At 63.3% G+C, this 20,512-nt stretch carries 17 protein-coding genes; 14 read left to right on the forward strand and 3 right to left on the reverse strand.

Annotation, left to right across the window (positions count from 1 at the left end; genetic code table 11):
- Positions 1-103: 103 nt before the first annotated feature.
- Complete coding sequence (lpdA, locus tag AB4Y85_RS12660) at positions 104-1,504, forward strand: dihydrolipoyl dehydrogenase (RefSeq protein WP_441985256.1); 1,401 nt, start codon at positions 104-106, stop codon at positions 1,502-1,504.
- A 9-nt stretch (positions 1,505-1,513) separates the two neighbouring features.
- Entirely contained in the window at positions 1,514-2,140 is a 627-nt protein-coding gene (locus tag AB4Y85_RS12665; protein ID WP_441985257.1) for a thymidine kinase, read from the forward strand.
- A gap of 178 nt (positions 2,141-2,318) precedes the next feature.
- Here AB4Y85_RS12665 and AB4Y85_RS12670 read toward each other — a convergent pair whose 3' ends face one another.
- Positions 2,319-3,296, reverse strand: coding sequence for a tyrosine recombinase XerC (locus AB4Y85_RS12670; RefSeq protein ID WP_441985258.1), 978 nt, complete (start codon positions 3,294-3,296; stop codon positions 2,319-2,321).
- A 106-nt stretch (positions 3,297-3,402) separates the two neighbouring features.
- Between AB4Y85_RS12670 and AB4Y85_RS12675 the strand changes: the two genes are divergently transcribed.
- The 9 genes from AB4Y85_RS12675 (at position 3,403) to AB4Y85_RS12715 (ending at position 12,896) form a co-directional block, all read left to right on the forward strand.
- Positions 3,403-4,020, forward strand: coding sequence for a class I SAM-dependent methyltransferase (locus AB4Y85_RS12675; protein WP_441985259.1), 618 nt, complete (start codon positions 3,403-3,405; stop codon positions 4,018-4,020).
- A 36-nt stretch (positions 4,021-4,056) separates the two neighbouring features.
- Entirely contained in the window at positions 4,057-6,219 is a 2,163-nt protein-coding gene (locus tag AB4Y85_RS12680; RefSeq protein WP_441985260.1) for a primosomal protein N', read from the forward strand.
- 336 nt (positions 6,220-6,555) lie between these two features.
- Complete coding sequence (locus AB4Y85_RS12685; protein WP_441985261.1) at positions 6,556-7,116, forward strand: histidine phosphatase family protein; 561 nt, start codon at positions 6,556-6,558, stop codon at positions 7,114-7,116.
- A gap of 206 nt (positions 7,117-7,322) precedes the next feature.
- On the forward strand, positions 7,323-7,895 hold the full coding sequence (locus AB4Y85_RS12690; RefSeq protein WP_441985262.1) for a F0F1 ATP synthase subunit delta: 573 nt from the start codon (positions 7,323-7,325) through the stop codon (positions 7,893-7,895).
- Positions 7,895-9,424, forward strand: a complete 1,530-nt coding sequence (gene atpA / locus AB4Y85_RS12695) for a F0F1 ATP synthase subunit alpha (RefSeq protein ID WP_441985263.1) — start codon at positions 7,895-7,897, stop codon at positions 9,422-9,424. The genes AB4Y85_RS12690 and atpA overlap by 1 nt, the downstream gene beginning before the upstream one ends.
- A 51-nt stretch (positions 9,425-9,475) precedes the next feature.
- Positions 9,476-10,348, forward strand: a complete 873-nt coding sequence (locus AB4Y85_RS12700; RefSeq protein WP_441985264.1) for a F0F1 ATP synthase subunit gamma — start codon at positions 9,476-9,478, stop codon at positions 10,346-10,348.
- 21 nt (positions 10,349-10,369) lie between these two features.
- On the forward strand, positions 10,370-11,824 hold the full coding sequence (gene atpD / locus AB4Y85_RS12705; RefSeq protein WP_441985265.1) for a F0F1 ATP synthase subunit beta: 1,455 nt from the start codon (positions 10,370-10,372) through the stop codon (positions 11,822-11,824).
- Between the two features lie 114 nt (positions 11,825-11,938).
- Complete coding sequence (locus AB4Y85_RS12710) at positions 11,939-12,340, forward strand: F0F1 ATP synthase subunit epsilon (RefSeq protein ID WP_441985266.1); 402 nt, start codon at positions 11,939-11,941, stop codon at positions 12,338-12,340.
- A gap of 37 nt (positions 12,341-12,377) precedes the next feature.
- A complete protein-coding gene (locus AB4Y85_RS12715; protein WP_441985267.1) occupies positions 12,378-12,896 on the forward strand; it encodes a 2'-5' RNA ligase family protein in 519 nt (172 codons plus the stop codon).
- Between the two features lie 377 nt (positions 12,897-13,273).
- Here the strand turns inward: AB4Y85_RS12715 and putA are convergent, their stop codons facing one another.
- Positions 13,274-16,372 carry a bifunctional proline dehydrogenase/L-glutamate gamma-semialdehyde dehydrogenase PutA gene (gene putA, locus AB4Y85_RS12720; RefSeq protein ID WP_441985268.1) on the reverse strand — a complete coding sequence of 1,033 codons (3,099 nt, stop codon included), beginning with the start codon at positions 16,370-16,372 and terminating at the stop codon, positions 13,274-13,276.
- 112 nt (positions 16,373-16,484) lie between these two features.
- Between putA and AB4Y85_RS12725 the strand changes: the two genes are divergently transcribed.
- The gene (locus AB4Y85_RS12725; RefSeq protein WP_441985269.1) at positions 16,485-16,946 is read left to right on the forward strand and encodes an Lrp/AsnC ligand binding domain-containing protein; all 462 of its coding nucleotides are present in this window, start codon (positions 16,485-16,487) and stop codon (positions 16,944-16,946) included.
- 227 nt (positions 16,947-17,173) lie between these two features.
- Here AB4Y85_RS12725 and AB4Y85_RS12730 read toward each other — a convergent pair whose 3' ends face one another.
- Positions 17,174-18,181 carry a TerC family protein gene (locus tag AB4Y85_RS12730; RefSeq protein WP_441985270.1) on the reverse strand — a complete coding sequence of 336 codons (1,008 nt, stop codon included), beginning with the start codon at positions 18,179-18,181 and terminating at the stop codon, positions 17,174-17,176.
- A 327-nt stretch (positions 18,182-18,508) separates the two neighbouring features.
- Here AB4Y85_RS12730 and AB4Y85_RS12735 point away from each other — a divergent pair, with 327 nt between their 5' ends.
- A complete protein-coding gene (locus tag AB4Y85_RS12735) occupies positions 18,509-19,546 on the forward strand; it encodes an ABC transporter substrate-binding protein (RefSeq protein WP_441985271.1) in 1,038 nt (345 codons plus the stop codon).
- 168 nt (positions 19,547-19,714) lie between these two features.
- Entirely contained in the window at positions 19,715-20,506 is a 792-nt protein-coding gene (locus AB4Y85_RS12740; protein ID WP_441985272.1) for an ABC transporter ATP-binding protein, read from the forward strand.
- The last annotated feature ends 6 nt before the right edge of the window (positions 20,507-20,512 follow it).

Genomic DNA, 20,512 nt, shown 5'->3' on the forward strand with positions numbered 1-20,512 from the left:
CATGGCCGGGCTTGTCCCGGCCATCTCGATAAGAGAGGCGCTACGCGTCACGGCATCGGGATCACCGGGACAAGCCTGGTGATGACGAAACAGGGGTAAATCAATGTCCTACGATCTCATCGTCATCGGCACCGGCCCCGGCGGCTACGTGGCCGCTATCCGCGCCGCGCAGCTTGGCCTCAAGACCGCTGTCGTGGAAAAGCGCAAGACCCATGGCGGCACCTGCCTCAACGTGGGCTGCATTCCGTCGAAGGCCTTGCTGCACGCCTCGCACATGTTCGAGGATGCGCGCGATCACTTCGCCGGTCTCGGCATCGGCGTCTCCGCGCCTAAGCTCAATCTGAAGACCATGCAGTCCTTCAAGCAGGAAGGCGTCGACGGCAACACCAAGGGCGTCGAGTTCCTGCTCAAGAAGAACAAGATCGATGCCTTCATCGGCACTGCCCGCATCGCAGGCGTTGGCCAGGTCGAGGTGAAGGCTGAGGACGGTTCCAACCAACTCCTGCAGACGAAGAACGTTCTGATCGCCACCGGTTCGGACGTGACGCGTCTTCCCGGCATCGAGATCGACGAGAAGGTCGTGGTGTCCTCCACCGGCGCTTTGGAGCTCGAGAGCGTGCCGAAGCGCCTCGTGGTGATCGGAGCGGGCGTGATCGGCCTGGAGCTCGGCTCCGTGTGGCGTCGCCTCGGCTCGGAAGTGACCGTGATCGAATATCTCGACCGCATCCTGCCCGGCATGGACGGTGAGGTCGCCAAGAACTTCCAGCGCATCCTCGGCAAACAGGGCTTCCAGTTCAAGCTCGGCGCCAAGGTCACCGGCGTGAAGAGCACCGGCAAAAGCGCAACGCTCACCTTCGAGCCCGCCGCAGGCGGTGCCGCTGAGACCCTTGAGGCCGACGTGGTTCTCGTGGCTGTGGGACGTGTGCCCTATACCGAAGGTCTCGGCCTCGACGAGCTCGGCGTGCAGAAGGACAATCGCGGCCGCATTCTGACCGACTCGCATTTCGCGACGAACGTCACCGGCATCTACGCCATCGGCGACGTGATCGCGGGCCCCATGCTCGCGCATAAGGCCGAGGACGAGGGTGTGGCGGTTGCCGAGATCCTTGCCGGCAAGGCGGGCCATGTGAATTACGACGTGATTCCGAGCGTGGTCTACACGTTCCCCGAGGTCGCTTCCGTCGGCAAAACGGAAGAAGAGCTGAAAGCCGCGGGCATCGCCTACAATGTCGGCAAGTTCCCCTTCACAGCGAACGGTCGCGCCAAGGTGAACCGCACCACGGACGGTTTCGTGAAGATCCTGGCCGATGCCACCACCGACAAGGTGCTTGGCGTCCACATCATTGGCCCGGAAGCCGGCAACCTCATCCACGAGGCGGCGATCACCATGGAATTCGGCGGTTCGTCCGAAGACATGGCCCGCACCTGCCATGCGCATCCGACACTTGCGGAAGCTGTGAAGGAAGCAGCCTTGGCGGTGGAGAAGCGCGCCATCCATATGTAATATGGATTCATGGCAAAGCTTCACTTCATCCACTCGGTCATGAACGCAGGCAAGACGACCCATCTCCTGCAGGTTCGTTACAACTATGTCGAAAACGGCGGTCATGTGCTGCTGTTCACGAGCTTGATCGACGACCGTTTCGGCGTCGGTAAAGTGAAGTCCCGCATCGGCCTCGAGGCCGATGCGATCCCGCTGAAGAAGGACGAGGACATCGCGGCCTTCGTTGCGGCTGAGCATGCCCGGAAGAAGGTGACGGTCGTCCTGATCGACGAGGTTCAGTTCATGACGGCCGATCAGGTCCGTCAGCTGGCCTGGATCGTGGACGAGCTGAAAATCCCCGTCATGGCCTATGGGCTGAAGAACAACGTCTATGGGACGCTGTTCAGCGACGCCATCGCGACGATCATGGCGCTGGCCGAGGATTTTCAGGAGATCAAGCAACTCTGCCATTGCGGCCGTAAGGCCACGATGATCCTGAAGTTCGATCCTAATGGGGAGGCCGTGCGCTCAGGCCCTGTCGTCGAGATCGGCGGCGAGAACCGCTACGTCTCCGTCTGCCGTCCGCACTGGACCAAAGGCGACATCGGTCCTGCCGCGCGGCAATTGCTGGCTGAAGCGGTTGTGGCTGCGGAGTGAAGCTGTCATCCCCGCGTAGGCGGGGATCCAGAACCGCGACGGCGCCAAGAAGAGTGTCATGGCATCCGCTCGCTTCATCCTGCGCCCAGGGTGCTTATGGGTTCCCGCCTTCGCGGGAATGACAGGGTAGTTTCAAGCACTTCGTCCTGCTGATGATTTTGGAATGGCAGCTGGGTGTTTACTTCACCCGCGCCCTCGGATGCGCTGCATTGAAGGCATCCATCAACCGCGCAGCATCCACCTTCGTGTAAAGCTGTGTCGTCGAGAGCGAAGCATGGCCGAGCAGTTCCTGAATGCCGCGCAGGTCGCCGCCCTTGGCCAACAGATGCGTGGCGAAGGAATGGCGCAGGGCATGGGGCGTGGCGCTGTCCGGCAGGCCGAGCGCGCCGCGCAGTTCCTCGACGGCGAGTTGGATGATGCGCGGCGAGAGCGGCCCGCCGCGTGCGCCAACGAAGAGCGGCCCCTCCGGCGCAATCGCATAAGGGCACAGATGCAGGTATTCCTCCACCGCCCGCTGGATGGCCGGGATCACGGGAACGCTGCGCATCTTGCCGCCCTTGCCGGTGACCGTGATCGAATCGGTTCCGCTGATGGGCGCATCGCGCCGCTGGAGGCCAAGCGCCTCGGAGATGCGCAGGCCTGCGCCGTAGAGCAGCGAGAGCACGGCGGCATCGCGGGCGAGGATCCAGGGCTTGCGGTCTTCCGATGCTCGCGTCTCCTTGTCCGTCACCGCAACGGCGGAGGAGGCGGAGAGGGGACGCGGCAGGTTCTTCTCCACCTTCGGCGTGCGAATCGCCGCAAAAGCCGAGGCCGTGCCGAAACCTTCCCGTTCGAGATGCCGGGCAAAGGAGCGCAACGCCGCGAGCTGGCGCATCAGCGAGCGGCTTCCCACGGAATTCATGCGGCGCGCGGCCAGGAACGAGCGGATATCGAGGGGCTTCAATCCCAGCACGCCCTTGATCGTCGGGCTCTCACCGAGATGCTCGGTCAGGAACGCGAGGAACTGCCGGATGTCGCGGGCATAGGCCTCCACGGTCTTCGGCGAGAGCCGGCGCTCCTTGGCGAGTGATTGGAGCCACGCCATCACCTCCCGGCGGGCATCCTCAGCGCCGGGGAGGGCGAGATCGAGGGCTGATGCTTGGTCTTTCGCGTTCATCACAGGGGCACTATCTGCTCCCGATCTTGCCAAAAGATGAAGTCTCAGGACAACGCTATCAATAGGATAACATTGACCGCCGTGAGACGATGCCAAGGGGGATGAAGTGAGTTCCGACACGAAGATGCCAAGCAATGCAGGCTATGCCGAGGAAGCGGATTCCCTGGTCTCGTCCTATGAGAGCATCTCCTTCGAGGATATTTATACTCCTGTCCTCGATATCCTGCCGCAAGGCGGACGCGCCCTCGATATCGGCGCCGGCACGGGCCGCGATGCGGCGGCTCTGGCGAGGCGCGGATTTCTCGTCCACGCCGCGGAGCCGACGGCGGAGCTGCGCGCTCACGCCCAGCGCCTTCATCCCGATCCCGCGATCACCTGGATCGACGATGCCTTGCCGGATCTTGCGCGGCTTCATGCGGGCGAAACCCGTTTCGATCTCATCATCATGACCGCTGTGTGGATGCATCTCGACGAGGAGGAGCGGGCGAGGGCGCTGCCGCGTGTCGCGCATCTTCTCACGCCGGATGGGCGATTGTTCATCACGGTGAGAAAGGGGCCTGTGCCTCTTGGACGCCGCATGTTTCATATCCCTATCGACCCGCTGACCGCTGCCGCTTCAGAAGCCGGACTCGTGCTCCTGAGACGCTACGAATACGATGACAGGCTCGGGCGTCAGGATGTCCGCTGGACCATGCTTGCATTCGAGCGGGAAAATCGGGTCTAAGCGTTTCATGCACTCCATGGACATACTCGCTCCCTGATGGCTTCCAAGATCGCCGATGTCCTCATCCCGCTGGCGCTGGACACGGCCTATTCCTATGCCGTGCCGGATGGCCTCAGCCTCGAAGAGGGCGATGTGGTGCAGGTGCCGCTCGCGACCCGTGAGGTGGCGGGCGTCGTCTGGTCGCTGCGCGAAGGGCAGGGCGCGAATTTCAAGAAGGTGACGGGCGTCATCGGGGGTCCGAATCTCTCGCCCAACATGCGTAAGTTCCTGGATTGGGTGGCCTGGTACACCCTGGCGCCCAAGGGCTCGGCGCTCGCCATGGGCCTGAAATTTCCCGATCCAGACCGCAGCGAAGTCGTGCGCGTCGGCGTCAGGCTCACCGAGAACCGGCCCAAGCGCATGACGCCCGCGCGCCAGAAGGTGATCGAGGCGGCGCAGGATGGTGTCCTGCGGCTCAAGAGTGAACTGGCTCACGCGGCAGGCGTCAGCAACGGCGTCATCGATGGCTTGATCGACGACGGCACGCTTGAAACCGTAGCGCTGCTGCAGGAGCCCGTGGCGGAGCTCCCGAAGCCCGATTTCGGCGAGACGCAGCTCTCGGATGGGCAGCGCGATGCCGCCAATGATGTGGTTTCTGCCATGAAGGCGGAGCATCCTCCGGTGATCCTGCTCGAAGGCGTCACCGGTTCCGGCAAGACGGAAGTGTATTTCGAGGCGGTGGCCGAGGCCGTGAAACAGGGGCGACAGGCCCTGATCCTCATGCCCGAAATCGCGCTCACCGCACAGTTCCTCGACCGATTCGCGGCCCGCTTCGGCGTGAAGCCCGCCACCTGGCATTCCGGTGTCACGGGCCGCAAGCGCGAGCGGCTCTATGCGGCTATCGCGTCCGGCGAAGTGAAGGTCATCGCGGGTGCGCGCTCGGCCTTGTTCCTGCCCTATGCGGATCTCGGCCTCATCGTCGTCGATGAGGAGCATGAGACGGCCTACAAGCAGGATGACGGCGTGCATTACCATGCCCGCGACATGGCGGTCGTGCGGGGCAAGATCGAGAACGCCATGGTGGTGCTGGCCTCTGCCACGCCGTCCATCGAAAGCCGGGTCAATGTGGAGCGCGGACGCTACCGCTACGTGAAGCTGCCCGAGCGCTTCGGCGGACGTTCCATGCCGCAGATCCGCCCCATCGACCTGCGGCGCGAGCAGATCCCGAAAGGGCGCTGGCTCTCGCCCGCCCTGGTCGGCGCCGTCGAGGAAACGGTGGGGCGAGGGGAGCAGGCGCTTCTCTTCCTCAACCGGCGGGGCTATGCGCCGCTCACCCTCTGCCGGGCCTGCGCCCATCGCTATGAATGCCCGAACTGCTCGACCTGGCTCGTGGAGCACCGCTTCCGGCGCTCCCTTGTCTGCCACCATTGCGGGCATGTGGAGCGCACCCCGCAGGCCTGCGTGGAATGCGGCAGCATCGATTCGCTGGTGCCCTGCGGTCCGGGCGTGGAGCGAATCGCCGAGGAGGTGGTGCAGCTCTTCCCCGACAAGCGCGTCATCGTGCTCTCCAGCGATTTTCCCGGCGGCACCGAGCGGCTGCGCACGGAACTCGCGGCGATTGCGGCAGGCGAGGTCGATATCGTCATCGGCACCCAGCTCGTCGCCAAGGGCCACAATTTCCCGCTCCTCACGCTCGTCGGCGTGCTGGACGCCGATATCGGCCTGACCTCGGGCGACCCAAGGGCCGCCGAGCGCACCTTCCAGATGCTCCAGCAGGTCACGGGCCGCGCCGGCCGCGGCGAGAAGCCGGGCCGTGCCCTGGTCCAGACCTGGCAGCCGGACCATCCGGTCATCGCGGCTCTGGTCTCAGGGAACGCCGAGCGCTTCTACGAGGAGGAGACCCGGGTGCGCGAAATGGCGGGCCTGCCGCCATTCGGGCGTCTGGCCTCGCTCATCGTCTCGGCGGAAGAGCGGGAGGCGGCCGAGGCCCATGCCCGTGCCATGGCTCTGGTTGCCGAGCCGCTGCCCGGCGTCACGGTGCTCGGCCCCGCCGAGGCGCCGCTTGCCCTGATCCGTGGGCGCTACCGGTTCCGGCTGCTCGTGAAGACGGAGCGGGAGGTCGACCTCCAAGCTTACTTAAGGGAATGGATGTCGCGCTGTCCCAAGACGAGGGGTAATACCCGCATGTCTATCGATGTGGATCCTCAGAGCTTTCTTTAGCGCTGGACATGACGGTCTCTTTGGCCGGCCTTCCATTCTGAGCCGGGGCATGAACGACAGCGGGAGGGTTTGTGCTCTTCTGCAACGGCATGGTCCAGCCAAGGAAGGCCTTTACTGGTTCCGCAGGCAGGAACGGATGGCTCCAGAAGACGGCCGCCGCAATGAGAGCAAGGGTAGCGAACAAGCGCATGGGCGTGTTCCCGGACTGAACCCAAGGGAGAATGTAATTCTCTCACGGATTCTCAAGTGCGGAACGGCACAAAAGGCCTCAAACTATCCGAATGGGTCGACCCGAACGCGATTTTGTGATCGATAACGGCCATCGCGAGGAGCCTCATGCCCAAGATCGTCCACTGCATCCGCCACGGCCAATCGACCTTCAACGCCCGTTTCGACGAGACCGGCGAGGATCCGTTGCATTTCGATGCGCCTCTCACCGAGCTTGGCCACAGGCAGGCGGCGGAGCGGGCCCTCGAGCTCAGGCAATATTCCTATGAACTGATCGTGACGTCGCCGCTGACCCGGGCGATCCAGACGACCTTGGAGCTTTTCGGCGAGCATCCAGCCAGGCCGCCGATCCATGTGGAGTGCCTTCACCGGGAGCATCTGGGGAGCAGCTGCGATGTGGGGCGGGCTCCGTCCTTACTGCTGCAGGAGTTTCCGCACCTTGCCTTCGACCACCTGAACGAGGTCTGGTGGCACAACGAGGGTGAACAGGACCCGAGAGGATTCATCTGCGAGCCCGGTCACATTTTCGAGGGTCGGGTCGAGGAATTCCGCGGCTGGCTTCAGTCGCGGCCCGAGCAGATGATCGCGGTCGTGGGGCACGGCATGTTCTTCAATCAGCTGGTCGGGCAGTATCTGGCCAATTGTGAAGTCGCCGTTCTGGAGCTCTGAGTCTTTACATCCTGAAGCCGGAACCTCGCTTTTCCGGGCATCCCTTGGCCCTGCTCGCCTTGCGCCCCGGAAAAACCCATGCTAGTCCAGCCGCGTCTGAGGGCGGAGACGGTCCCGCTTCAGACTCACTTCCATCGACCTGACGGGTTTCCCGAGAGCTCCAAGCTTCCCCGGTTCGAAACCTGTAACTTGAGAGAGACGATTACGTGGCGCAAAGCGGCTCCCAAGAAGGACCCCTCCTGTCGGGCGTAGCGTTGCGCTACGCTTCGGCGCTGTTCGAACTCGCTCGGGAAGCGAATGCCGTGGATGCCGTTTCCGGCGACCTCGGCCGCTTCGACCAGCTGATCCGCGGCAGCGAAGACCTGCAGCGTCTGATCCGCAACCCGATTTTTACGGCTGAAGAGCAGTCCCGGGCGACGGATGCCCTCCTCAACAAGGCCGGCATTTCCGGCCTGACGGGCAACTTCATCCGTCTCGTGGCCTCCAAGCGCCGCCTCTTCGCTCTTCCCGACATGATCCGCGCGTATCAGGACCTCGTGTCCAACGCGAAGGGCATCGTCCGGGCCCAGGTGACCCTGGCGGAAACGCCGTCGGACACCGTTCTCAACGAAATCAAGGCGGCGCTGCGCGACGTCGCCAAGGCTGACGTCGCTGTCGACGTCAAAATCGACCCGAGCCTCATCGGCGGCCTCATCGTGAAGATGGGTTCCCGCATGGTGGATGCCTCGGTGCGCACTAAACTCAATTCCATTCGTCTAGCGATGAAAGAGGTCCACTGATGGACATTCGAGCCGCTGAGATCTCCGCGATCCTCAAAGAGCAGATCAAGAACTTCGGCACCGAGGCTGAAGTCACCGAAGTCGGTCAGGTCCTGTCCGTCGGCGACGGCATTGCCCGTTGCTACGGCCTCGACAATGTCCAGGCCGGTGAAATGGTGCAGTTCGAGTCGGGCGTGCAGGGCATGGCCCTCAACCTCGAGACCGACAACGTCGGCGTCGTGATCTTCGGTTCCGACCGTGACATCGCCGAGGGCCAGACCGTGAAGCGCACGGGCGCCATCGTGGACGTTCCTGTCGGCAAGGGCCTGCTCGGCCGCGTCGTCGACGCGCTCGGCAACCCCATCGACGGTAAGGGCCCCATCGTGTCGACCGAGCGTCGCCGCGTGGACGTGAAGGCCCCGGGCATCATTCCGCGCAAGTCGGTGCATGAGCCGATGGCGACGGGCCTGAAGTCCATCGACGCCCTCATCCCGGTCGGCCGCGGCCAGCGCGAGCTGATCATCGGCGACCGCCAGACCGGCAAGACCGCCATCGCCCTCGACACGATCCTGAACCAGAAGCCGCTGAACCAGGGCGACGACGAATCGCAGAAGCTGTACTGCGTCTACGTCGCCATCGGCCAGAAGCGCTCGACGGTCGCCCAGTTCGTGAAGGTTCTCGAAGAGAACGGCGCGCTGGAATACTCCATCATCATCGCCGCCACCGCGTCGGACCCGGCTCCGATGCAGTTCCTGGCGCCCTTCTCGGGCTGCGCCATGGGCGAGTACTTCCGCGACAACGGCATGCATGCCGTGATCGTGTATGACGACCTGTCCAAGCAGGCCGTCGCTTACCGTCAGATGTCGCTCCTGCTCCGCCGTCCTCCGGGCCGCGAGGCTTACCCCGGCGACGTGTTCTACCTGCACTCCCGCCTTCTGGAGCGCGCCGCGAAGCTCAACGACGGCCAGGGCGCGGGCTCGCTTACCGCTTTGCCGGTCATCGAGACGCAGGCCAACGACGTGTCTGCCTACATCCCGACCAACGTGATCTCCATCACCGACGGCCAGATCTTCCTTGAGACTGATCTGTTCTACCAGGGCATCCGCCCGGCGGTGAACGTCGGCCTCTCCGTGTCGCGCGTGGGCTCCGCAGCCCAGACGAAGGCGATGAAGAAGGTCGCGGGCAAGATCAAGGGCGAGCTGGCGCAGTACCGCGAGATGGCGGCCTTCGCTCAGTTCGGTTCCGACCTCGATGCCACCACGCAGCGCCTGCTGAACCGCGGCTCGCGCCTGACCGAACTCCTGAAGCAGCCGCAGTTCTCGCCGCTGAAGATGGAAGAGCAGGTCGCCGTGATCTACGCCGGCGTGAACGGCTACCTCGACAACCTGCCGCTCAACCGCGTGCGCGCTTTCGAGGACGGTCTTCTCTCGCTCCTGCGCGGTAAGCACGTTGATCTCCTTGAGGCCATCCGCGCTTCCAAGGACCTGTCGAGCGACTCCGAAGCGAAGCTGAAGGACATTGTCGTCAACTTCGCCAAGTCTTTCTCGTAAGATTCTTTCTCGTAAGATCGAACCGGAATACCGGAGAGGTAGGGCTGCTCGATGCCGAGCTTGAAAGACCTTCGTAACCGCATCGCCTCCGTGAAGGCGACGCAGAAGATCACCAAGGCCATGCAGATGGTGGCCTCCGCGAAGCTGCGCCGCGCGCAGACTGCCGCAGAGGCTGCGCGTCCCTATGCGGAGCGCATGGCCGTGGTGCTCGGCAACCTCGCGTCCGGCATCACTGTCGGGCCCGAGACGCCGCGCCTGCTTGCCGGAACCGGTAGGGATCAGGTTCATCTGCTGATCGTCTGCACGGCCGAGCGCGGCCTGTGCGGCGCGTTCAACTCCTCCATCTCGCGTCTTGCTCGCGAGCATGCCAACCGCCTGCTGGCGGAAGGCAAGACGATCAAGATCATCTGCGTCGGCAAGAAGGGCTACGATATTCTTCGTCGCCAGTTCGCCGAACAGATCATCGATCTGGTCGATCTGCGCTCCGTGCGCCAGATGGGCTTCGAGCAGGCGGATCAGATCGCTCAAAAGGTGCTCGGCCTCTTCGAAGCTGGCGAGTTCGATGTGGCGACGCTGTTCTACTCGCGCTACCGCTCGGTGATCGCCCAGATCCCGACGGCGCAGCAGATCATCCCGGCTCAGATCGAGGCGACCGGCACATCCTCGGATGCGGTCTACGAGTACGAGCCCGAGGAAGGCGAACTCCTCGCCGCCCTGCTGCCGCGGAACCTGACCGTGCAGATCTTCCGCGCTCTCCTGGAAAATGCCGCTTCCGAACAGGGCGCGCGCATGAGCGCCATGGACAACGCGACCCGCAACGCGGGCGAAATGATCAAGAAGCAGACGCAGACCTACAACCGGTCGCGTCAGGCGATGATCACCAAGGAACTGATCGAAATTATTTCGGGCGCCGAGGCGCTCTGACGAATCCGAGAGGAGCCTCACATGGCTAACACCGCTACTGCCGGCAAGAATGTCGGTCACATCACGCAGGTCATCGGCGCCGTCGTCGACGTGAAGTTCGAAGGCGAGCTGCCGGAGATCCTGAATGCTCTCGAGACCACCAACGGCGGCAATCGCCTGGTGCTCGAAGTCTCGCAGCAGCTCGGCGAAAACACCGTGCGCTGCATCGCCATGGACACCTCCGAGGGTCTGGTGCGCGGCCAGCCCGTCACCGACACCGGCGCACCGATCTCGGTTCCGGTGGGTGCCGCCACCCTCGGCCGCATCATGAACGTCATCGGCGAGCCGGTGGACGAGGCCGGCCCGATCGTGGGCGAAAGCACCCGCGCCATCCACCAGCCGGCTCCGTCCTACGCCGAGCAGTCCACCGAGGGCCAGATCCTCGTCACGGGCATCAAGGTCGTCGACCTGCTCGCTCCCTACGCCAAGGGCGGTAAGATCGGCCTCTTCGGCGGCGCAGGCGTCGGCAAGACCGTTCTCATCATGGAGCTCATCAACAACGTCGCGAAGGCGCACGGCGGTTATTCCGTGTTCGCCGGCGTCGGTGAGCGCACCCGCGAAGGCAACGACCTCTATCACGAGATGATCGAGTCGAAGGTGAACGTGAATCCGGCCGAGAACAATGGTTCCGCCGCCGGCTCCAAGTGCGCCCTCGTGTACGGCCAGATGAACGAGCCCCCGGGCGCCCGCGCCCGCGTCGCTCTGACCGGTCTGACGGTTGCTGAAAACTTCCGCGACCAGGGCCAGGACGTGCTGTTCTTCGTGGACAACATCTTCCGCTTCACCCAGGCAGGCTCCGAGGTGTCGGCGCTTCTCGGCCGTATTCCTTCGGCCGTGGGCTATCAGCCGACCCTGTCGACCGACATGGGCGCCCTGCAGGAGCGCATCACCACCACCACCAAGGGTTCGATCACCTCGGTGCAGGCCATTTACGTGCCGGCCGACGACCTGACCGACCCGGCGCCTGCCACCTCCTTCGCCCACCTCGACGCCACGACCGTTCTGTCGCGTTCGATCGCCGAGAAGGGCATCTACCCGGCCGTGGACCCGCTCGACTCGACCTCGCGCATGCTGTCCGCGGCAATCGTCGGTGAGGAGCACTACAACACCGCCCGCCAGGTTCAGCAGGTGCTGCAGCGCTACAAGGCGCTCCAGGACATCATCGCGATCCTGGGCATGGACGAGCTCTCCGAAGAGGACAAGCTCACCGTGGCCCGCGCCCGCAAGATCGAGCGCTTCCTCTCGCAGCCGTTCCACGTGGCTGAAGTGTTCACCGGCTCGCCCGGCAAGCTCGTGTCGCTCGAAGACACCATCAAGGGCTTCAAGGGTTTGGTCGACGGCCAGTACGACCACCTCCCTGAGGCTGCCTTCTACATGGTCGGCACCATCGAGGAAGCCGTCGAGAAGGCCCAGCGCCTCGCGGCTGAGGCTGCCTAATTGAACTTGAGCTCATCCAGGGGCGTGTCCGCACGCCTCGGGATTGCTCTATCCAGCCTGTCTCCACCGATTCCAGACCGCCTTCAACAAGTGGTCTGCTGACGAGAAGCTCAAATGGCCACCTTCAATTTCGAACTCGTCTCTCCCGAGCGCGTGCTGTTCTCCGGCGCCGTCGATGCGGTGGTTCTGCCCGCGAGCGAAGGCGACATGACGGTTCTCGCCGGCCATGCGCCGATGATGACGACCCTCAAGACCGGCTTCCTCATTGTCGGGAACGGCTCCGGCAACGGCAGCCGCGTTCTCGTGCGCGGCGGCTTCGCCGATATCAACCAGACCGGCCTGACGGTTCTCGCCGAGCGCGCTCTTCCCGCCGAGGAGCTGACCCACGAGATTCTCGACCGGGAAATCCTGCAGGCGGAGATGGTCTGGGACGCCACAACCGATCCCGCCGCAAGGCAAGCCGCCGAATCCGCCATCGCGCAGCTGCGTGAGGCCAAAGAGGCGCTGACCTACTGATCTGAAACCACCCGGCTCCGGCCGGGTTTTTCTTTTCATGGCAGATGCGGCACCCTTGATCCTCACGCTCGCTCTCGACGAGCGTTCCTTCGCATTCTTCGACGAGCAGAGACGGCGTTACTTTCCGCCCGCGCGGAACTTCATACCCGCGCATCTGACGCTGTTTCACCATCTGCCCGGCGCTCATCCGGGCAAGATTGAGGACACGGTCGAAACGACGATTGCTGCCCGGAACAGCTTCTCGCTCAGTGTCACCGGGCTTCGCTCCCTTGGGCGAGGCGTCGCCTATTCGCTCCAATCGCAGGAACTGGCCGAACTGAGACGCGATCTCGCCGCCGAATGGGCCCAATGGCTTACGCCGCAGGACCGGCAAAAGCATCAGCCGCATGTCACCATTCAGAACAATGTGGAGCCGGTCGCCGCGCGAGCGCTGTTGACGACGCTGTCGGAACCCTTCGAGCCGTTTTCAGTGGTCGGAACGGGATTGGATCTCTGGTGGTATCGCGGTGGTCCCTGGGAGAAGGTGCGGGAATTCCGTTTTGCGAACGGGCAATAGAATTCCCGACGCCAGCGCAATCCTTGTCTTGCTCGCTCTCCATCTCTCTACCCTCATCCTGAGAGTCTGGTTCATCAAGCGCTGACGGTTCTTTCCCTCCCCCTTGCGGGGAGGGGCAGGGGTGGGGGTGGTGCGCCCGGGTGAGCGGCAGCCCCATGGAGGCACTGTAGGAACGGCGACAATTTATGGAGGTTGCTGAGAGCTCCGACTTTCCGACCCCCACCCTCAATCCCTCCCCGCAAGGGGGAGGGAAGCACGCGCTCCATCCTTTATGGGCCAGACTCTGAGTAGGTCTGTGTTGGGGATCGTGCGAAGAAAAATGGCCGGAACGAGCCCGGCCATGATGTGCTGCAAGATAGGAAAGTAAAAGCGGGCGCTCACTCACCCATCGCGATCAGACTGGCGTTGCCGCCTGCGGCCGCCGTGTTGATCGTCACCGTCTGTTCTGTCGCGAAACGCAGCAGATAGTGCGGGCCGCCGGCCTTCGGGCCGGTGCCGGAGAGGCCGTGGCCGCCGAAGGGCTGCACACCGACGACGGCGCCGATCATGTTGCGGTTCACATAGACGTTGCCGACGGACAGCGCATCGACGATGCGGCTCACGGTGGTGTCGATGCGCGAATGCACGCCGAGCGTCAGGCCATAGCCTGAACCCTCAATGGCTTCGATCACCTCGTTCAAACGGCCCGCCTTGTAGCGCACCACGTGCAACACCGGGCCGAAGACCTCCTGTGCGAGATCGTGCGGCTTGTTCAACTCGAAGATATGCGGCGCCACATAGGTGCCGGTTGCAGGCGCATCGCCCGCGTAATGCACCTTCGCCTGGTTCTTCATGTTCGCGATATGCGCGTCCAGCTTGTCCTTCGCCTCGCGGTCGATCACAGGGCCCACATGGGTCGAGATCTCGCGCGGGTCGGCGATCTTCAGTTCCTTCGCATTGCCCGCGATCATCTCGATCATACGGTCGGCCACATCCTCCTGCACGCAGAGAAGACGAAGCGCCGAGCAGCGCTGGCCGGCCGAGCGGAAGGCGGACATCACCACGTCGTCGGCCACCTGCTCGGGCAAGGCGGTTGCGTCCACGATCATGGCGTTGATGCCACCCGTTTCCGCGATCAGCGGGACGATGGCCGCGTCCTTATTCGCGAGGGTCCGGTTGATGATGCGCGCCACTTCCGTGGAGCCGGTGAAGACAACGCCGCCTACATTCTTGTGCTCGACAAGGCACGCGCCGACGCGTCCGTCGCCGGGTACGAGATGAAGCGCTGTCTTCGCAACGCCCGCCTCATGCAGGATGCGCACGACCATGTCGGCGATCAGCGGCGTCTGCTCGGCGGGCTTCGCCACTACCGTGTTGCCGGCCATGAGGGCTGCGCTCACCTGGCCGAGGAAGATGGCGAGGGGGAAGTTCCACGGCGAGATCGCCACGAACACGCCGCGTCCGCGCAGGCGCAGCACGTTGCTCTCGCCCGTCGGTCCCGGCATCGGCTCGCCGGAGCCGAAGAGGGTGCGCCCCTGCACGGCGTAGTAACGGCAGAAATCGACTGCCTCGCGCACTTCCGAGAGCGCGTCGTCGAGCGTCTTGCCCGCTTCCACCTGCAGCAGGTGCAGCAGCGCCCCGCGGCGTTCCTCCAGCAGATCGGCGGCGCGCAGAAGCGCCTTTGCTCGCACATCCGCATCCGTGCGGCTCCAGGCGCTAAAGCCCTTTAGAGCAGCCGCTATGGCACGGTCCGCTGTGTCCGGAGATGCTTCCGTCACATGGCCTGCAATCGTCGTGCCGTCGATGGGGCTGACGACGGAACGGATTTCGCCACTCGCAGCCTTGCCGTCGATCAGCGGCTCGGCCTTGAAGCTTTTCTGTGAGGCCGTCCTGATTTCCGCCAGCAATACTTCGAGCGAATCGCGATGGCCGAACTCGACCCCCTGCGAATTGGCGCGTCCTGGACCGTAGAGATCGCGCGGCAGAGGAAGCTTGGGATGGCGCGCCTGATCGGCGGAGACGATGATGTCCGCAGGGCGCTTGAGAAGCGCTTGCACCGGAACATCGGTATCCGCCGCCACGGACACGAAGGAGGAGTTCGCGCCGTTCTCGAGCAGACGACGCACGAGATAGGCAAGAAGATCGCGGTGGCCGCCGACCGGCGCATAGGCGCGGCAGGCAAGTCCCGGATTGTCTTCGAGCAGGCGCGTATAGAGCGCTTCGCCCATGCCGTGCAGGCGCTGGAACTCGTAGCCCTCCGTGCCGCCCGCGCGCTCGATGATCGAGGCGACGGTGAGCGCGTTGTGGGTGGCGAATTGCGGGTAGATGCGCGGGCGAAGCGCCAGCATCTTCTCGGCGCAGGCGACGTAATGCAGGTCCGTCATCGCCTTGCGGGTGAAGACCGGATAATCGTCGAGGCCGCGCTCCTGCGCGCGCTTCACTTCCGTGTCCCAATAGGCGCCCTTCACGAGACGCACCATCATCTGGCGATCGTACTTCTCGGCCATGGCGGCAATCGCATCGATCACCGAGCCCGCGCGTTTCTGATAGGCCTGAATGGCGAGGCCAAAACCTTTCCAATCGGCAAGCGACGGATCCGCGATCACGGCTTCGATCACGTTGAGGGAGAGTTCGAGCCGGTCCGCTTCTTCCGCGTCGATGGTGAAGTTGAGGTCGTAGGATTTCGCCTTGCGCGCCAGCTCGATGGTCAGCGGAACGAGTTCGCGCATCACGCGCTCGCGGCTCGTCGCTTCATACCGCGGATGCAGCGCCGACAGCTTCACCGAAATGCCGGGGCGGTTCGGCAGCGGTTCGTTGCCGGCGGAGCGGCCGATGGCATCGATGGCGGCGGCGTAGGAATCGTAATAGCGGCGGGCGTCATCCGCCGTACGCGCGCCTTCGCCCAGCATGTCGAAGGAATAGCGATAGACGCGGCCCTTGGCGGAGCCGGCGCGCTTCAGCGCGTCCTCGATGGTCTGTCCGAGCACGAAGTGATTGCCCATCACGCGCATGGCTTGACGCGTCGCCGTGCGCACGGTCGGCAGGCCGAGGCGCTTGGTGAGCTGGCCCAGAATGCTCTCCGGCGTCTCGCCGGGCTGGATCACGCGGGCCGTAATGCCGAGCGCCCATGCCGAGGCAGACACGAGGAACGCGTCGGACTTGGACTTATGGCCCGCGAAATCCGCGCTTCCCAGTTTGTCCTCGATGAGCTTATCGGCCGTGGCGGCATCCGGCACCCGCAGCAGCGCCTCGGCCAGCACCATCAGCGCCAAGCCTTCCTTGGTGGAGAGCGCATATTCCCGCAGCATCTCCTCGACGCCGCCGAGGCCGCCGCCCTTGGCGCGAATCGCCTCGATCAGGCGCGTGGCGCGCTCATCGACCCGGCGCTCGCGCTCCGGGGAAAGCCTGGACCGGCTGAGCAGGCGGGCGGCGACGGCCTTGTCGTCTTCCGCGAAGGGAGGGTGGAAGGGCGGGGCGGCTTGAGACGTCGCGGTCATGGATGTCCTCTGGGTGTTTCCCGGAATATATGAGCCATCCTGCCGTGTTTCGATGGCAATCTTTGGAGCTTTGCCTTACGAAACAAGGACAAATGATGAGAAGGCCGTGAAAATGGCGGATATGGACCGGATCGATCGGAAGATCCTGAAATTCCTGCAGGAGGATGGCCGGATCTCGGCCGTGGACCTTGCCGAAAAAGTGGGCCTTTCGCCCACATCCACAAGCGACCGGGTGAAGCGCCTCCAGCGGGAGGGCTATATCGCCGGCTTCGGGGCGAGGCTCGATCCGCACCGGCTCGGCCTGGAGCTTCTGGTTTTCGTGGAGGTCTCCCTCGACAAGACTACGCCGGATGTCTTCGAGAAATTCGCCGAGGCCGTGAAGCGCGCGCCCGAGGTTCTGGAATGCCACATGGTGGCGGGCGGCTTCGATTATCTGGTGAAGACACGGGTCGCCGACATGGCGGCCTACCGGCATTTCCTCGGCGAGATTCTGCTGGCGCTCCCGGGCGTGAAGGAAACGCGCACCTACGCGGTGATGGAGGAAGTGAAGAGCGACGGGATGCTGCCGGTGTGACATCCGTCGCGTCATGGCCGGGCTCGTCCCAGCCATCCCGATACTGAGAAGCGCTACGCTCTTCAGAACGAGATCACCGGCACAAGGCCGGTGATGACGGTCGCTAAAGCATCGGACCAAAAAGTGGATTTGCACTTTTTGGATGAATCCGATGCTTTCTCTCTGAGTGAGAGCATCGTTCGCGCGCAAAACCGGGTCCACTTTTGCGTACGATGCTCTAAGGGTGGTTAGCCGGAAATGACTTCCTGTTCGTCTTTCGTCTTCCACAGTGAGAAGACGACACCGCCCGCGATCAGGGCGAGAGTTACGCCGAGCGAGATGGTGGGGGCGAGCTTGCCCACGAGCTGATTCCAGAAAATCTTGCCGCCGATGAAGACGAGCACGAGAGCCAGCGCGTATTTCAGATAGTGGAAGCGGTGCACCATGGCGGCGAGCGCAAAGTAGAGCGCGCGCAGGCCGAGGATAGCCATGATGTTGGCCGTGTAGACCACGAAGGTGTCGGTGGTGATGGCGAAGATCGCTGGCACCGAGTCCACCGCAAAGATCAGGTCGGCGATGTTGATCACCACGAGCGCCAGGAAAAGCGGCGTCGCCCACACGACGAGCTTGCCGGATTTCGTATCGGGCTCGCGCACGAAGAAGCGCTGATCGTGTAAGCGGTTCGTCACGCGCATATGCTTGCGCATGAAGCGGACCATCGCGTTCTTGTCGATATTCGGCTCGCTTTCCGGCACGAGCAGCATCTTGATGCCGGTCGCGATGAGGAACGCCCCGAAGAGATAGAGCATCCAGGCATATTCCTGCACCAGGGCAGCGCCTACCGCGATCATGATGCCGCGCAGAATGATGACGCCGATGATGCCCCACACGAGGGCTCGATATTGATATTTCCGGGGGATCGCGAAATAGCTGAAGATCAGCGAGATCACGAAGACGTTATCGATGGACAGGGACTTCTCGATGAAGAAACCCGTGAAGTACGAAATGCCCGCATGGGTTCCGTCCTCGGTCACCAGGAGGCCGGTTTCGAACGACCACCAGATATAAGCGCCGAACAGCACCGCGATGGTGATGTAGAAGACGGACAGGAGAAGGCTCTCCTTCACGCCGAGCTCCTTGTCCTTTCTGTTCAGGACACCGAGATCGAAAGCGAGGAGAAAAACGACAAGGCTCAGGAAAGCCGTCCACATCCAGACGGGTTTTCCCAGCCATTCCACTAAGAGGAATTCTGGCATGATAACCGGACCTATGATTGCTTTAAGTTCAAGCATCGGCTCCGACATCACAGGCGCATGTTCGCGTCCTGCCAGAGGGGCCCGGTCACCGATATCGCCAAAGTGGGTAGGAAAAGCTCCCGCGTCAAGAGTGCCGTCTCGAAAATGAATTTTGCTCAATCTTAAGCCAAATGCTGGGCTGGCAGGCAGTTTTGCCGTGGCAAGAGGCTTGACCCTGAGCGCCGTTCTGCTTGCATGGTCAAGAACCGGGCAAAAGGCACGAAGACGGCCAAGCTGCTCCGCCTCCCGGATATTCCGGGAGCAGACCATAAAACAGAGGTGACGGTGATGGTGTCTGAACGTTCGACGAAGAAGCGGTGGAGCATGGGTCTGCTGGCGGGAGCAGCTTTGCTTCTCGGCTCCGCAGCCGCACAGGCTCAGACGCCGGTACGCTTCAGTCTGGACTGGCGCTGGGAAGGCCCGGCGGCACCCTTCGCCGTCGCGCTCGACAAGGGCTACTTCAAGGCCGAGGGCCTCGATGTGACGATCGATCCGGCCTCGGGCTCGCGCGAGCCGATCTCGCGCGTGGCATCGGGCACCTATGATGTGGGCTTCGGCGACGTGAACTCCCTCGTGCGCTTTCGCGACGAGAATCCCGGCACCGACATCAAGGCCGTGATGGTGATCTACGACCGTCCGCCTTTCGCAATCATCGGACGCAAGAGCCGCGGCATCTCGAAGGAGGTGTCGAGCCTTGCAGGCAAGAAGATGGGCGCCCCGGCAGCCGACGGCGCCTATGCGCAATGGCCGATCTTCAAGGCCGTGAACAAGATCGACGATTCCACCATGAAGTTCGAGAATGTCGGCTTCCCCGTACGCGAACCGATGCTGGCGCAGGGCGAGGTCGATGCGGTCTTCGGCTTCTCCATGTCCTCCTACATCAACCTCAAGTCCCGCGGCGTTCCGGCCGACGACATCGTCGTCATGCTCATGAGCGATTACGGCGTGGACCTCTACGGCAACACCATCATCGTCTCGCAGAAATTTGCGCAGGAAAAGCCGGAAGCGGTGAAGGGCCTGCTGCGCGCCATCATGAAGGGCGTGCACGACACGCTGAAGGACCCGTCGAGCGCGGTCGATTCCGTGATCAAGCGCAACGACGTCGCGAAGAAGGAAGTCGAGCTGGAGCGCCTCAAGATGGTGCTCGAGCAAAACATGATCACGCCGTGGGTGAAGGAGAACGGCTTCGGCGGCATCGACAAGGCCCGCTTCGCGAAAGCGCTCGACGAAATCGGCCTGACCTTCACCTACAAGGCAAAGCCCACGGTTGAGGGCGTGTTCACGGAAGAGTTCCTGCCCGCCGCCGACCAGCGGAAGGTGAATTGAGTATTCCGCTTCGTTGATCACCCACCCCTTGAGGGGGAGGTCGCGAGCATAGCGAGCGGGGTGGGGTGGGAAGCGTTACGTTCTGCAAGGTCGGCGCTACCCACCCCACCTCGGCTCTTACGAGCCGATCCTCCCCCCTCAAGGGGAGGATATTTAGCGGAGCGCCCTTTGCCGGTTTTCGTCGACATCCACAAGGTCACTCATGTCTATGCCCGCGCCGAGGACGGCGTGCCCGCGGTCAAGGACCTGAACCTCAAGATCAACGAGGGCGAGTTCGCCGCGATTGTCGGACCCTCCGGCTGCGGCAAGTCCACCTTGATGAAGCTTGCGACCGGCCTGCAGTTTCCGCGCGAGGGAACGGTCATTGTCGATGGCAAGCAGGTCGTCGCGCCGGTAAAGCTCGCAGGCATGGCGTTCCAGAACCCGACGATGCTGCCCTGGCGCACGACGCTCGACAACATCCTGCTGCCACTTGAGATCGTGGAGCCGCATCGCTCACGGCTGCGCAAGCACAAGAAGGAATATGTCGCGAGGGCTGAGAGCCTTCTCGCCCAGGTCGGTTTGAAAGGGCAGGGCGATAAATTTCCGTGGCAGCTCTCCGGCGGCATGCAGCAGCGCGCCTCTCTGTGCCGCGCGCTCATCCACGAGCCGAAACTGCTCATGCTGGATGAGCCTTTCGGTGCGCTCGACAGCTTCACGCGTGAGGAGTTGTGGTGCGTGATGCGTGACCTGCACGCGGCGCAGAAGGTCACGATCATCCTGGTGACGCACGACCTGCGCGAGGCTGCTTTCCTGGCCGACCGCATCTTCTGCATGAGCTCACGTCCCGGACGGATCGTGGCCGAGCGCGAGGTGCCCTTCCCGCGTCCACGCGATCTCGAGATCACCTACACACCGGAATTCTCCGAACTCGTCCATGAGCTGCGCAATCACATCGCGCAGGCGCGCAAGGCGGCTTGAGCATTC

Source organism: Microvirga sp. 2YAF29 (assembly GCF_052114605.1).
In the GTDB taxonomy this organism is placed as follows: domain Bacteria; phylum Pseudomonadota; class Alphaproteobacteria; order Rhizobiales; family Beijerinckiaceae; genus Microvirga.